Source organism: Rhodococcus sp. 15-725-2-2b (genome assembly GCF_002259075.1).
Classification (GTDB): Bacteria; Actinomycetota; Actinomycetes; order Mycobacteriales; family Mycobacteriaceae; genus Rhodococcoides.
Genome location: NZ_NPFL01000011.1, coordinates 107,096 through 120,724, shown reverse-complemented (window position 1 = coordinate 120,724; position 13,629 = coordinate 107,096). Strand labels below are relative to the sequence as shown.

Sequence of the window (13,629 nt, the reverse complement as noted above, 5' to 3'; positions counted from 1 at the left end):
TTGTTAATTCGTAACCTTACGTTCGCTTGCCGTCTCTACGGTGCGGAACGTGAAAATGTCGAGACTCGCGGCCGTCGCCGTTACCCTGACCTTCATGGCTGCCGGTTGCTCCTCTGCGGACACCGCCACCGACGAACCGTCGAGCATCCGGGTGGCGACGTTCAACGCCAGCCTCAATCGATCCGCAGCCGGGCAGCTGATGACCGACCTGCAGGGCGAGAACGCTCAGGCTCGCGCGGCAGCCGATGTGATCGCCGCGAACTCACCGGATGTGTTGCTGGTCAACGAGTTCGACTATTCGGGCAACGACGCAGTGGCCTTGTTCAACGACAACTACCTCGACGGGCAGTACCCGCACTCCTTCACTGCGCCCGTGAACACCGGCGTCGATTCGGGGCTCGACCTGGACCGGGACGGCGAACTCGGCGGACCGGGCGACGCATGGGGGTTCGGTCAGTTCCCGGGCCAGTACGGGATGGTCGTGTACTCGAAATATCCGATCGCGACCGATTCGGTACGCACGTTCCAGAATTTCTTGTGGAAGGACATGCCGGATTCGCTGTTGCCGCGCGACTATTACGGGGACGTGTCCGACCGGCTTCGACTGTCCAGCAAATCGCACTGGGACGTGCCGATCGACGTGAACGGGAAGACGCTGCACGTGCTGGCGTCGCACCCCACTCCCCCGTCCTTCGACGGACCCGAGGACCGCAACGGCAAGCGCAACCACGACGAGATCAGGCTCAGTGCCGACTACATCTCGGGTGCGGACTACCTCTACGACGACAACGGTGTGCGCGGTGGGCTCGAGGACGGTGCGTCGTTCGTCATGCTGGGCGATCAGAACAGCGATCCGGTCGACGGTGATTCGGTTGCCGGTGCCATCGCGCAGGTTCTCGACCTTCCGCGGGTTCAGGATCCGGCGCCCACGTCGGCCGAACATGGCACGGACACAGCAGATTTCGCTGACCCTACGCCGGGTGACCTGAGGGTGGACTACGTGTTGCCCTCGGACGACCTGACGGTCATCGATTCGCAGGTGTACTGGCCGAATCAGCCCGAGCATCCCTCGGACCATCGACTGGTGTGGGCCGACCTCGAAATATGATGGGTGCGTGATCGATCTACCGATTGTCGAATTCGCGTATCCCGGCCCCCTGCGGGATGCCCTGGTCGCGGCCGTTCTCTCCGGCGAGAAGACCAGTACAGCAAGCCTGTTGGTGCAGTACGCCGACGAGGAGCTGCCGAGAGTCGGCGAACGCGGCGCGGTGGTGGATTCGGCCGGTGTCGTGGTCGCAGTCATCGAGACGACAGGCGTCGATATCGTTGCGCTGAGCGATGTTTCACTGCAGCACGCGCTCGACGAGGGCGAAGGATACGTCGACGTCGCGCAGTGGCGAGGCGGGCACGAGAAGTTCTGGCAGTCGGCGGAGGTCCGCGAGGAACTGGGCGATCCACACTTCACCGTGAACGACGACACCCAGGTGGTACTGGAGCGGTTCGCACTCGTGTGACCGCGCGCCCTGACGCAGCGTCCGGGTCAATACATCGTGTCGGTGGGTAGGTGTATAGGCACTCACAGTTCGATTCTGTTTCGCCGCAACACTATTGGTGTTGACGAACGTTTTACAGGGACGTACTATCGAACACGCGTTCTACTTTTGTTGGACCATCTGCCGGGGGGCGATGACACAGTGACCACATCGACGCGCAGTCGGTTCGCGGCCTATCTCGGGCCGCAAGCGAAGCCGTACATCGAGCCTGCTTCGTTGGCCGAGATTCGAGATGTCGCGATTCTGGAAAATCAGGCGTGCGCTCGCAAGGTCGCTCTGGCCGCCGCCATCTGGGACACGTGCATTCATCAGAACGTCCTCGTCGGTGATGTCATTCAGGACGCGGGCAACTACGCGGCTTCCGAAATTGCGCACGTCCTGGGTTGCTCGAAGACCGTTGCGAACACATACGCCGAGGTCGGAATGGACCTTCGACTCCGGCTTCCCGCCGTCGCCGCAGCATTCGAGGCCGGCGAACTCGACCTACCCCGCGTCCGCGCGATATACCGCTGCACCCACAACCTGACTCAGGACGCGGCGACGGCCGTCCAAAGCGAGGTCCTGTACGCCGCCCGACGCCTGTCACCCGGTCCTCTGGCGACGGAAATCTGGTCGATCATGTTTCGAATCGCACCCGAACAGGCTGCCGCTCTACGCAAGGACTTGGAACGGCACACCAACGTCACATACACCGACAAAGATGTGCTGTCGACGCTGAAGGCCGACCTCACCGCGGCGGACGCCGCCGCGGCCTGGCAACTCATCAACGAGATGGCCGCTACCGTCTGCCGACGCGATCCGCGAAACAGAGGGCAGAAGCGCGCAGCCGCGTATGTTGCTCTGCTGCATCAGGAGTCGTCGATAGCATGCTTGTGCGAGCCCGACGACGACAATCCGTGCACGGCAGATACCTCACGCCCGAATCGGCGTGCGCCGCTGACCGTGATCACGGTCGACCTCGCCACGCTCGCCGGTCTGCTGTCCAATCCGGCTCACCTGTCCGGGCACGGCACCATCGATGCCGAATACGCCCGAGAACTCGCCGACAACGCGCACTGGCAGATTCTTCTCACCGAGGCACGCAACCTCGCCGACAAACTCGGCTACGGCGACGACCTGGAATCACTCATCGATCTCGAGACCGACACCGACACCGACACCGACACCGACACCGACACCGAGAATGACGCAGGTAAGGAAGACAAGGCTGTCGACAACAGGACCGACAGCGGCAGCGGTGGAAAGAACCACGGCGGATCGAGAGGTGCGAAGCCACGAGGATCGAAGGCACGTAAGAACAGCCGGTCCGAGGGCAGCAGGCCCGAGGGCAGCAGGTCGCATATGGTGTTCCATCCCCTGGGGCGCAGTCGTCGTCGGGTCGGCGGTTCTGTTCCTCGGCCCCCGCAAGCCCCGAAGTCCGCACAATCACCGCGAAACAGCTGTGTCGCAACCCCGTATCGCGGCACCTACACGTTCGTTGCCGAACTCGAAGCGGCAATCGCAGCAGAACCCACCCTCGGGGTCGCGCTGCACCCGGACGGGCACGGCGGCCTGGTGCTGCCACCACCCGGAGCGCTCGACTATCGGCCCACTATTGCACTCGCAGAACGTATTCGGTACCGCGACCGCACCTGTCGACACCCGGGCTGCGATGTCCCGGCCCAGCAATGCGAGATCGACCACATCGTGCCGTATCTCCATCGCGACCCCTCGACGGGAGGATGGACCATCGATACCAACCTGCACTGCCTGTGCCGCTATCACCACAGCCTCAAGACAATGGGTGTGTGGACTCCCGTCATGCTCGCGGACGGTGTCGAGTTCTGGCTCTCGAACGCCGGCACCACCGCGATCACGGTTCCCGGCACGACACAACTCGCGGACTTCAGCCACCTACCGAGGATCCACTCGAAGCCGAGAGGGTCGGCACCTCGGCGCGATTCGTCGACTCAACAGCCAGCGGATCCACAACCGACCCCGGTGCCCGCCTGGGCACCCGAGGACGAGCCACCGCCCTTCTGACCGGGCCCGGGAGTGCACACAGGTGTTCCGCCGCAGTCGAGTATGTCTGCGGCGGAACACCTGTGCGTGGTCGTTCGTGGGTGTCAGCCTGCGTAGGTACTCAGGTCGTACACCGTCGCGCTGCCGACCGTGGTCGCCGTGAAGTTCGCCTCGACCCACTCCTGGATCTGTGAGGACGTACTCTCCGAGTCGCCGCCCATTCCTCCACGAGCCATCCCGCCACCCATGCCTCCGGACACGTAGTACGTCACCTCGTGGTTGGAGACGTACTCGATGAACTCGTCGAGCGACGGCGCAGGATCACCACTCCACCCGCCGATGGCCATGACGGCCGTATCGGACGACAACTCGTATCCGGCTGCGGACATCGAACCGTTCACCGCAGCGGACCACCTCGTGGTCGTGGATTCGAGCAGAGCCGTCAACTCCTCGTCGGTCTCGCCGCCCATGCCACCCATGCTGGGCATGCCGCCTGTGCCGACGTCACCGGTGGCGAAGCCGGCCGGAAGATCGGCCGCATCGGCAGGCATGGCCGCATCACCGCCCAGCACAGCATCATTCGGCACAGCATCATTCGGCACAGCATCATTCGGCACAGCATCATTCGGCACAGCATCATTCGGAGCAGCATCACCCGGCATCGCTCCCGTCGGCATTCCACCACTCGGCATGGCACCGCCCGGCATCCCACCACCAGGCATACCGCCGCCCGGCATTCCACCCAGGCCTCCGTCGCTGACTGCACCGGTCGGACCTGCAGTGGGGATGGAACCACTGTGCGCGTTCGTCGTCGTAGCGATGGCATACGACGCGCCGCCGCCGAGACCGGCCACGGCTCCGAGGATCAACGCAGCGGCGGTGAGCTTTCGGTACCGCCCCGCGAACAGAATCATCACAGCAGCGACGATTGTTCCCACCAACAGGATCCATTTCAGTGCCGGCAGCCAGTCCGCGTTGCGGTGCAACAACACCCAGCTCCAGGCACCGGCCGCAACCATCATGGTGGCCATACCGGCTCTGCCCCACATCGATTCGCGTCGAAGCCACAGCGCGTAGCCGCCGGTTCCGATCATGCCCGCGAGTGCAGGGGCGAGCGCGACGGTGTAGTACGGGTGGATCGTTCCGGACATGTAGCTGAAGATCAGCGCTGTCACCAGGAACCAGCCGCCCCACAGAATCAGCGAGGCACGGAGAAGGTCGGTACGTGGCGCTCGGCCACGAGCGATCAACCCGAAGACCAGCGCCACCAGGGCCGCCGGGATGAGCCAGGAGATTTGGATTCCCATCTCGCTGCCGAACAGTCGGTCCAGACCGGTCGAGCCGCCGAAGCTGGACCCGGCTGCCCCGGCACTCATTCCGGCCGGAGCCTCCATCCCGCCACCGCCGGTGTTACCGAAAATTCGGCCCAGCCCGTTGTACCCGAGCACCAGATCCATCACGGTGTTGTCGGTGGATCCGCCGATGTACGGTCGGGCACTCTCCGGCCACAACTGAACCGTCAACACCCACCACCCCGCAGCGACGATCAGCGCTGCGAACGCGCCGACGAGATGCAGCAACCGGGCCCGCAACTGCGCCTGTCCCGCAACGAGATACGTCAACCCGAACGCGGGCAGCACCAACAATCCCTGCAACATCTTGGTGAGGAACGCGAACCCGAGCGCCACACCGGCCAACGCGAGCCACATCGCTGCCCGACGCCCGGCCGAAGTCTGCAGAGACCGCACGACGAAGTAGCCGCCGAGTGTCATGAGAAGAACGAGCAGCGCGTCGGGATTGTCGAAGTCGAACATCAACGCCGCCGCAGGAACAGACGCCAAGGCGAAGCCGGCGAGCAAACCGGCCGCGGGGTTCGCGACGCGTTTGACCGCGGCATACACCGTCGCCACCGAGGCAACACCCATCAGCGCCTGGGGAAGAAGCAGGCTGAAGCTCGAGAATCCGAAGACCCGAGCCGACAGTCCCATCACCCACAGTGCGGCCGGCGGCTTGTCCACGGTGATGAAGTTCTCGGAATCGAGCGATCCGAAGAACCACGCCGTCCAGTCCTTGGTTCCTGCCTGCACCGCAGCGGCGTAGAAGGTGTTCGCGTAGCCACTTGCCGTCAGGTTCCACAGGTACAGCGTTGCCGTGGCCGCGAGCAGAACCAGCAGCCCGAGCAGGTGCCGGCGGCGATACCACCACCTGTCCTGCCAGGACGGCTGGCGGGCGTGCGACGGAGGCATCGCGGCCGGTCGGTCGAGTTGGGCAGTCATCGCAGATCCTGTTCGTCGAAGTTGTCGACTACGAGAATGTGCGGCGGACCGTCGGCCGGGCTGGGAGCAGCCTGCGAACTTGCTGTGAGCGAGAGAGCTGGCTCAGACGCGATCGGCGTACACGACGATGTTGTCGTCGTAACTGGAGATATCCGAGTCGAATTGGCCGCCACAGGTGATCAAGCGCAAGCCTGGGTGGTCGATGTCTCCGTAGACCTTGTCGGTGGGAAACGCATCCTTCGGATACTGCTCCACCGCGCTGACGACGAACCGGACCGTGCTGCCGTCCTGGCTGACAACGGTGACATCGTCGCCCAGTTCGAGATCGCGCAGCCGGTAGAAGACACCGGGGCTACCGCCCCAATCCACATGCCCCGCAACGATCGACGGTCCCAGTTGCCCCGGAACCGGCGACCCGGTGTACCAACCGGCGGGGAAACCGCCCGCGGGTACCTCCATCGAGCCGTCCGGACGCAGACCCAGACCCATCACATCGGAGTCGACGCCGATCGCACCGATCTCGAGGCGCGCAGGCGGGGACCCGGGCGCCGACGACGATCCGGCGCCGACCTCACCCGACGGCGTGACGACGGCGGGAGCAGAAGCCGAGGGCATCGACTCGTTCTGCGCGGGGCCGGCATCCGAGGGCGTTGCGCAGCCGGCAACCAGCGACAGCAGCACCAGGAACGCCGCTGCCACCGCCCGCACCACGACCCGATGACGGGTCGCGGTGCGGGCGGATTCGACCGGAGGTACCGATACCTCGACGGTAAGTCTCACCGATCAGTTCCGACGACGAGTCAGAGCGAAGGCAGAGAAAGCACCGACCGCGAGTACCGCCAGCAATGTCCACATCGGAGCGAACGACGTTGCAGTCGAACGGTTCACGGTACTGCCGTCACCGGTGTCGACACCACCGTTCGGGATCTGTGTGATCTGGCCACCGGGGTTGTACGTGCCCGGCTGATCCGGGCCACCCGGTGTGATCGGCTGATCAGGCGTGTTGGGCTGGTTCGGCACGTTCGGCACGTTCGGCTGATTCGGCACGTTCGGCTGATTCGGCACGTTCGGCTGATTCGGCACGTTCGGCTGATTCGGCACGTTGGGCTGATTCGGCACGTTCGGCACGTTCGGGACACCCGGGATCGGCGGGATGGTGATCACCGGCGGCACACCCGGAATCGGGGGCACCTCGATGACGATCGGCGGCGTACCGCCACCGTCACCCGGCGTACCGCCACCGTCACCCGGAGATGTCGTGGTCACGGGCGGCGTGGTGGTCACCGGAGATGTCGTGGTCACGGGCGGCGTGGTGGTCTCCGGAGATGTCGTGGTCACCGGAGGCGTGGTGGTCTCCGGAGATGTCGTGGTCACCGGAGGCGTGGTGGTCACCGGAGGCGTGGTCGTTATCGGAGGTGTGGTGGTCACGGGCGGCTCGGTGGTTCCGCAACCCGGGTTGGTGATCGTGTTCGAGTCGAGGGTGACAGCTCCGTCCAGAGCCAGTAGCCGTCCCTGCACATCGGCATTCGTGGTCGCCGTGATCGACGCCCGTGCCATGATCGTGCCCACGAAATCGGTACCGGTGCCGAGTGTGGCCGAGCTTCCGACCTGCCAGAACACGTTGCACGGGTTGGCCCCGTTGATCAGCGAGACACTGCTGTCGGATGCCGTGATCAGCGTCGATGCCGCCTGGAAGATGAACACGGCGTTGGAGTTGCCCTGCGCGTCGAGTGTGAGGGTTCCGGTCAGGCCGAACGTGCCAGAACCGTACAACCCGGCCAACAATGTCTGTCCGCCGAGTTCGACTCCGGTCGAGGTTGCTCCCGGTCGACCGGCCGCGTCGTCGTATCCGGTACTCAGATCCGCTTTCGCCTGCGCTGCAACCGAATTGCGGTCGTCGATAACTCCACTGGTGAGCTCTCCCGGTGGGAATCCGGTGATGAACGGTTCGACACCGACGCCTGGGCTCACTCCGACGTTGCCGCCGATCCTCGACGGGCCGGTGTTCGTGATCTTGGAGCCGGCCAGAACGGCGTAACTCTCCGCGGTGCCGAGTTCGACGGTGGTGGGTTGAGCCTCGGCTGCGGGGACGTTGATCAGCATGAGTGCGCTGGTGGCCAAAGCGACCGAACCGGCAAGCGGAACGAGGGTTCTTCCCCTGCGCTTGATGGGGGTCGACGTGCACGTGTGCTGTGAAGCGGGCATGGATTGCATACCGTTCTGCTGGTTGGGCGAAGCGGACTTGTTGCCGGACTTCGTGAACCGCGCAATCGATCCCCCGACGAGTTCGATTGCGCAGCAATTGATGTCGCGACGCTCAACGGCCGCCCCGGACCGATCCGAGTGCGTGGAGGTATCGCGGTTCCGTATTCGATGACGTCACCGGCCGACGGAGTTCGGCAAGGTGACACAACTATGCGATCAGCGGAGGCTCGTGCCCACTCCGCAACTAAGAGTTTCCCCGTATCTCTACGGTGTAGAGCTACAGCACACCATGTGTAGGATAATGAGTCAAGCGAAAAGTGTTGTCGAACAACAAGTTTGTTTGCCCCCTACTTACCGGTCGGTTCACTGCTTTCGAGAGGTTGCCTACCGATGTCCACGACGAACCGCCCGGGCCCACACTCCAATATCAAGATCGACCGCGAGTACGTGGTATCCGCCGCCCTGAGCATCGTCGATCGAACCGGCCTCGACAGCTTGACGATCCGGAGCCTCGCGGCATCGATCGATCGCGATCCGATGACCGTCTACCGATACCTGCCCACCAAACAGGCGTTGCTAGACGCCATCGCAGATTCGGTACTGGGCACACTCGTCTGCGTCGACGGCGCAGACCCCGATTGGCAGCGTCAGCTCAGAATTTTTGCGCGGCACTACCGTGAGCTCGCCCTCCAACACCCACACGCGGCGGTGCTGCTGACCACCTGCCCTCAGGCGACCCCACTGGGGTTGGGCACGCCCCGGTCACTGGCCTCACTCGAGAACATTCTGATTCTGCTGACCACCGCGGGATTCACGCTGCCCGAGGCCCTGACGAGCTATCGGCTGATGATCTCCTTCCTACGCGGCCATCTACTGAGCGAGACCCAGGAAACGACCGCCAACCCGGACGAGACCGGCGACCGCCTCAGCCTCGCTCTGCGCCGACTCCCCATCGACACATTTCCCCTGCTGTCGACGCTGCCACCTCTGATCACCGAGTACGACGGTGCCCTCGAACTCGAGTTGGGTCTCGACGTGCTGTTCCGAGGCATCACCGCACCTTCGACCTGAGCGGATCGACGCTCCCGGGGCCCGCACCGGACCGAGCCGTACCTTGTCCCAGGATCACGGCATCGGCCTTCACGCCATCAGAGCAGTCCGGTGCCTGCCTCGTTCGCTCGTTCTTCGTCTCGTTCCTGCTGCGCAGCGGCCAGGCCGGACATCGTGCGCAGCGGAACCTCCTTGAGGAAGAGCACCAGTACGAATCCGAGGACCATCAGGATCGACACGGCCAGGAACACGTAATCCATGGCGTCGGAGAACCCGATGCGGAACGGCTCGGCCAGAGCCGGTTCGAGCTTCTGAATGAACGAGCTGTCCTGCAGTGCACTGCCTGCGACGGAGGCGTCACCCGAGGCGATGGCTCGAGCGAAACCCGATTCGAGCGGATCGGAACTCGTGGCGGCGCTCTGTACTGCCTGCTGGAATGCCGGGGTCGAACTGGCGGCGATCAACGCGTCTCCCGTCTTCGGGGTGAGCTGGGTGAACAGCATCGACAGGAAGACGGCAACGCCGACCGTCGCACCGATCTGCCGGAAGAACGTTGCGGCAGAGGTGGATACACCCATGTCCTTGGGAGGCATCGCATTCTGGATGGCCAGGGTCAGCGGCTGCATCATCGAACCGAGCCCGAGGCCGAACACGCCCATGACGACCATCGTCTGCCAGAGCGGGGTATCGGCGTGCACGTAGTGGAAGACGAACATCGCGAGCGCCATCAGTGCCGTACCGACGATCGGAAAGATCTTGTAGCGTCCCGTCTTCGAGATCATCCGACCCGAGACGATCGACGCGACCATCAGGGCACCGACGAGGGGCAGGGTCTGGTAGCCGGCCAGCGTCGGCGACGATCCCTTGACCACCTGCAGATACTGAGGCAGCAGCGAGATGCCACCGAACATGGCCGCACCGGCGATCACACTGACGGCAATACACAACGAGAACAACGGGTTTCGGAAGAATCGCATGGGAATCAGGGCGTCGTCGCCCATCTTGATCTCGGCGAGCACGAACGCGATGACGCCGACGATGCCTATTCCGAAACACAGCAGGGCCCGCGGCGAGCTCCATCCCCACACGCGACCCTGTTCGGCGATGATGAGCAGCGGGACCAGGCCGACGCTGAGAAGCACTGCGCCCCACCAGTCGACGCGCGCCTCGCGGCGGTACACCGGCAAATTGAGCACTCGCCACACCACCACGAGCGCGATGATGCCGAGGGGGACGTTGATGTAGAAAACCCAACGCCAGCCGGTGATTCCGAGAATCGACGACTGCCCGGCGAGCAGGCCACCGATGACCGGTCCGAGCACGCTGGACGTGCCGAACACGGCCAGGAAGTAACCCTGGTACTTGGCGCGTTCGCGCGGAGGCACGATATCGCCGATGATCGCCAGCGCCATCGACATCAGACCGCCTGCACCGAGGCCCTGGATGGCGCGGAAGGCGGCGAGCTCGTACATCGACGTCGCGATGCCGCACAGCATCGATCCGACGACGAAGATCGAGATGGCCGTCATGAAGAACGGCTTGCGCCCGTAGAGGTCGGAGAGTTTGCCGTACAAAGGGGTCGAGACCGTCGAGGTGATGAGGTAGGCCGTGGTGACCCAGGCCAGCACCGAGAACCCGTTGAGGTCGTCGGCGATGGTGCGGACGGACGTCGAGACGATGGTCTGATCGAGCGCCGCGAGGAACATACCCATCATCAGGCCCGACAGAATCGTCATGATCTCGCGATGCGAATACTCGCCGGACGCGGGGGTCACTTCAGGCTCGGTTACCATCTCTTTGACGCACCTTTACGTAGCATTTGCTTGTGTCCTACAACGATATTGGGACACCAGCATGCGCGCAGAATGCCGTCAGTGCAAAGAGTTATTTGCGCCGGATCCGGTCCCGCACCTCACGCATCGTGTGCGGATGAATTCCCTCGGCCGCGAGAACTCGTCTGGTCTTGCGGCGCGTGAGCAGAACTCCGGTGATCGCGATGATCCACACCGGGAACTGCACGAGCAATGCGATCCGGAAGCTGTCGAACGTGTAGCCACCCATCGCGTCGAGAATCCATCCGATCCCCGCGATCACCAACAGTGACGCCAGGAAGCCGCCGATGTTCACCATCCCCTGAGCCGTCCCCAGGTTGGCGCTCGGATTGAACGTGCGGGCGAGGTCGAAACCGATCACCGAACCGGGACCACCCACGGAGATCACCACCACGAGCAGCACCAGCAACCACAGTGGCGCAGGCCCGGGAAGCGACAGCACGATGGCCCACATCGCGGCGTTGCTGATCATGATCGCCAGCACCAGCCACGACCGCCGCATCGGGTAACGCCCGGTGAGGAGCCCGACCACGATGCCCGACACCACCGCGGCCGCCACCGATACCGTCAGCAACGCTCCGGCCGTCGACGCCGACAGGCCCTGCGCCGACGTCAGATACGGCACACCCCACAGCAACGCGAAGACCGTGATCGAGAACTGGGTGCCCATGTGCGAGAAGAAGCCGAGCCGCGTGCCGGGCCGTCGCCACACCTCGGCGATGGAGGCGAGGGTCTGTCGCAACGTCGTCGGCTCGAACACGGGAGCAGCTCCGTCGTCGGGCCGATCTCGGACGAGCGCGAGAACCAGCACTAAGGCAAGCAGCCCGAGCGCCGCTGCGCTGCCGAACGCGAACGTCCAGCCGGGTCCGTTCAACAGAATCAGGAACGGGACCGCCGAGAGCACCTGGCCGAGCTGGCCCAGCAGACCCGTCAGCTGCGAGACGATCGGTACTCGCCGGGGCGTGAACCAGCGCGGCACCAATCGCAGCACCGAGATGAAGGTGAGCGCATCGCCCACGCCGACGAACGCTCGCGCGGCCACGGCGACGGGGAGCGATTCGGTGAGCGCCAGCGTGATCTGAGCCGTCGCCATGATCAGCGCGCCCGCGGCGATCATCTTCCGCGAACCGATGCGATCCAGCAGTACCCCGGCCGGGATCTGCATCCCCGCGTACACGACCACCTGCAGCACCACGAACGACGACAGCAGGGACGGCGACACCGAGAACCGATCGGCCGCACTCAGGCCCGCGACGCCGAAGGACGTCCGATGCAGCACCCCGACGATGTAGGCGAAGACACCGATGCCCCACACCACCCACACTGTTCTCACGCGGTCACTGTCCTCACGCGGTCACTGCCTTCACCCGGTCACTGCCTTCACCGGACGATTGTGTCAACCCGCTGTGAAATGATCGGACTCGGTAGTACCCGAAGCAGGAAAAGGAGTGACGTCGTGGCCAAGCAGGTGTTGGTGCTCAACGGTCCGAATCTGAACATGCTCGGAACCAGGCAGCCCGAGGTGTACGGCCACGCCACCCTCGCCGACGTCGTCACCCTGTGCGAGAAGACCGGTGCCGAGCACGGTCTCACCGTCCGAGCCGAGCAGTCCAACCACGAGGGTCAGATCATCGACTGGATCCACGAGGCCCGCGGGGTGGCGTCGGGCATCGTCATCAATCCGGGCGGGTTGACGCATACGTCCGTGGCGCTGCGCGACGCGCTCGTGATCCCGGAGGTGCCGATCATCGAGGTGCACATTTCCAACGTGCATGCCCGCGAGGAATTTCGGCATCACTCCTTCGTCTCCCCCATCGCCAGCGGCGTCATTGCCGGGCTCGGGATCGACGGATATCGGTTCGCCATCCAACGACTCGCATCCCTGGTCTGACTCATCTCTGGGCTGACGCCGGCTCTCATCCGGCACTCAGGATCGACTGCCTAAACTGGTCGCCGTGAACACGAGCAAGAACGTCTCCAAAGACATCAAGGCCATGCAGAACGGCGACAAGAATCGTCGGACTCTCGTTCAGGTGGTCGTCGCAGTCGTTCTGATCGCGCTCGTGGCAGCGATCGCTCTCTTCATCGTCAACCGAGATTCGACGTCGGGGGATGCATCTGCCGCCGGCTCCAGCGGGTCGACCGGTGCCCAGCTCACCCCCACGTCGCTGACGGACGACGGTGCCATCCGCTTCGGCAATCCCGACGCCACCACCGTCATCAGCGTCGTCGAGGACTTCCAGTGCCCGGCGTGCAAGAACTTCGAGTCCGTCAGCGGATCGACGTTGCAGCAGCTGGCCGACGCAGGCAATGTCGCCGTCGACTACCGTCCCATCTCCATTCTCGACCGGTTCTCGAACGGAACCATGTACTCGACCCGCGCGGCCAGTGCGTCGATCTGCGTCGCCGAGAACGACCGCGACAACTGGATGAACTGGCACACCGCCATGTTCGAGCAGCAGCCGTCCGAGGGCGGTACCGGACTGACCGACGACGAACTCGTCGCGATCGCCGCCGCTGCAGGTGCCGACTCCCCCGCCGTCGCGTCGTGCATCACCGACGGCAGCTACACCGATTGGGTCACCACCCAGACACAGTCGGTCCTCGGCGAAGGCATCAACGGAACACCGAACGTGCGGGTCAACGGCACCGACATCGCCAACCCGACGCCGGAGAACATTCTCACCGCCGCCGCCGGTAGCTGAGCAGCAT

At 64.2% G+C, this 13,629-nt stretch carries 11 protein-coding genes; 6 read left to right on the top strand and 5 right to left on the bottom strand.

All coding sequences use genetic code 11. The features are described 5' to 3' along the window. Window positions 1-55 precede the first annotated feature (55 nt). From CH306_RS14450 to CH306_RS14440, 3 genes are all read left to right on the top strand, one after another. Entirely contained in the window at window positions 56-1,108 is a 1,053-nt protein-coding gene (locus CH306_RS14450; RefSeq protein ID WP_256981174.1) for an endonuclease/exonuclease/phosphatase family protein, read from the top strand. A 7-nt stretch (window positions 1,109-1,115) separates the two neighbouring features. Further along, window positions 1,116-1,514 carry an ASCH domain-containing protein gene (locus tag CH306_RS14445; protein WP_094646942.1) on the top strand — a complete coding sequence of 133 codons (399 nt, stop codon included), beginning with the start codon at window positions 1,116-1,118 and terminating at the stop codon, window positions 1,512-1,514. Window positions 1,515-1,694: 180 nt separating this feature from the next. Next, the gene (locus CH306_RS14440) at window positions 1,695-3,575 is read left to right on the top strand and encodes an HNH endonuclease signature motif containing protein (protein ID WP_094647042.1); all 1,881 of its coding nucleotides are present in this window, start codon (window positions 1,695-1,697) and stop codon (window positions 3,573-3,575) included. An 83-nt stretch (window positions 3,576-3,658) separates the two neighbouring features. Here the strand turns inward: CH306_RS14440 and CH306_RS14435 are convergent, their stop codons facing one another. The 3 genes from CH306_RS14435 to CH306_RS29085 form a co-directional block, all read right to left on the bottom strand. Continuing rightward, a complete protein-coding gene (locus tag CH306_RS14435; RefSeq protein WP_179281800.1) occupies window positions 3,659-5,830 on the bottom strand; it encodes an ArnT family glycosyltransferase in 2,172 nt (723 codons plus the stop codon). A gap of 102 nt (window positions 5,831-5,932) precedes the next feature. Continuing rightward, window positions 5,933-6,610: a class F sortase gene (locus CH306_RS14430; RefSeq protein WP_256981166.1), complete on the bottom strand. Its 678-nt coding sequence runs from the start codon at window positions 6,608-6,610 to the stop codon at window positions 5,933-5,935. Window positions 6,611-6,613: 3 nt separating this feature from the next. Then, a complete protein-coding gene (locus CH306_RS29085; protein ID WP_256981165.1) occupies window positions 6,614-8,035 on the bottom strand; it encodes an ice-binding family protein in 1,422 nt (473 codons plus the stop codon). Window positions 8,036-8,425: 390 nt separating this feature from the next. Between CH306_RS29085 and CH306_RS14420 the strand changes: the two genes are divergently transcribed. Next, window positions 8,426-9,106: a TetR/AcrR family transcriptional regulator C-terminal domain-containing protein gene (locus tag CH306_RS14420; RefSeq protein ID WP_032393995.1), complete on the top strand. Its 681-nt coding sequence runs from the start codon at window positions 8,426-8,428 to the stop codon at window positions 9,104-9,106. A gap of 77 nt (window positions 9,107-9,183) precedes the next feature. Here the strand turns inward: CH306_RS14420 and CH306_RS14415 are convergent, their stop codons facing one another. Both CH306_RS14415 and CH306_RS14410 read right to left on the bottom strand, forming a co-directional pair. Continuing rightward, window positions 9,184-10,878 carry an MDR family MFS transporter gene (locus CH306_RS14415; protein WP_032393994.1) on the bottom strand — a complete coding sequence of 565 codons (1,695 nt, stop codon included), beginning with the start codon at window positions 10,876-10,878 and terminating at the stop codon, window positions 9,184-9,186. A 91-nt stretch (window positions 10,879-10,969) separates the two neighbouring features. Then, window positions 10,970-12,250, bottom strand: a complete 1,281-nt coding sequence (locus tag CH306_RS14410) for an MFS transporter (protein ID WP_094646941.1) — start codon at window positions 12,248-12,250, stop codon at window positions 10,970-10,972. 78 nt (window positions 12,251-12,328) lie between these two features. On the opposite strand from CH306_RS14410, the gene aroQ reads away from it, so the two are divergent. Together aroQ and CH306_RS14400 are read left to right on the top strand one after the other, a co-directional pair. Further along, on the top strand, window positions 12,329-12,808 hold the full coding sequence (aroQ, locus tag CH306_RS14405) for a type II 3-dehydroquinate dehydratase (RefSeq protein WP_045199075.1): 480 nt from the start codon (window positions 12,329-12,331) through the stop codon (window positions 12,806-12,808). 64 nt (window positions 12,809-12,872) lie between these two features. After that, a complete protein-coding gene (locus CH306_RS14400; protein WP_235387009.1) occupies window positions 12,873-13,622 on the top strand; it encodes a DsbA family protein in 750 nt (249 codons plus the stop codon). The last annotated feature ends 7 nt before the right edge of the window (window positions 13,623-13,629 follow it).

What these genes read in the sequence shown, in the direction of transcription:
- CH306_RS14450 (WP_256981174.1), top strand. Translation starts at nt 56, where the DNA reads ATGTCGAGACTCGCGGCCGTCGCCGTTACCCTGACCTTCATGGCTGCC.
- CH306_RS14435 (WP_179281800.1), bottom strand. Translation starts at nt 5,830, where the DNA reads ATGACTGCCCAACTCGACCGACCGGCCGCGATGCCTCCGTCGCACGCC.
- CH306_RS29085 (WP_256981165.1), bottom strand. Translation starts at nt 8,035, where the DNA reads ATGCCCGCTTCACAGCACACGTGCACGTCGACCCCCATCAAGCGCAGG.
- CH306_RS14420 (WP_032393995.1), top strand. Translation starts at nt 8,426, where the DNA reads ATGTCCACGACGAACCGCCCGGGCCCACACTCCAATATCAAGATCGAC.
- CH306_RS14415 (WP_032393994.1), bottom strand. Translation starts at nt 10,878, where the DNA reads ATGGTAACCGAGCCTGAAGTGACCCCCGCGTCCGGCGAGTATTCGCAT.
- aroQ (WP_045199075.1), top strand. Translation starts at nt 12,329, where the DNA reads ATGATCGGACTCGGTAGTACCCGAAGCAGGAAAAGGAGTGACGTCGTG.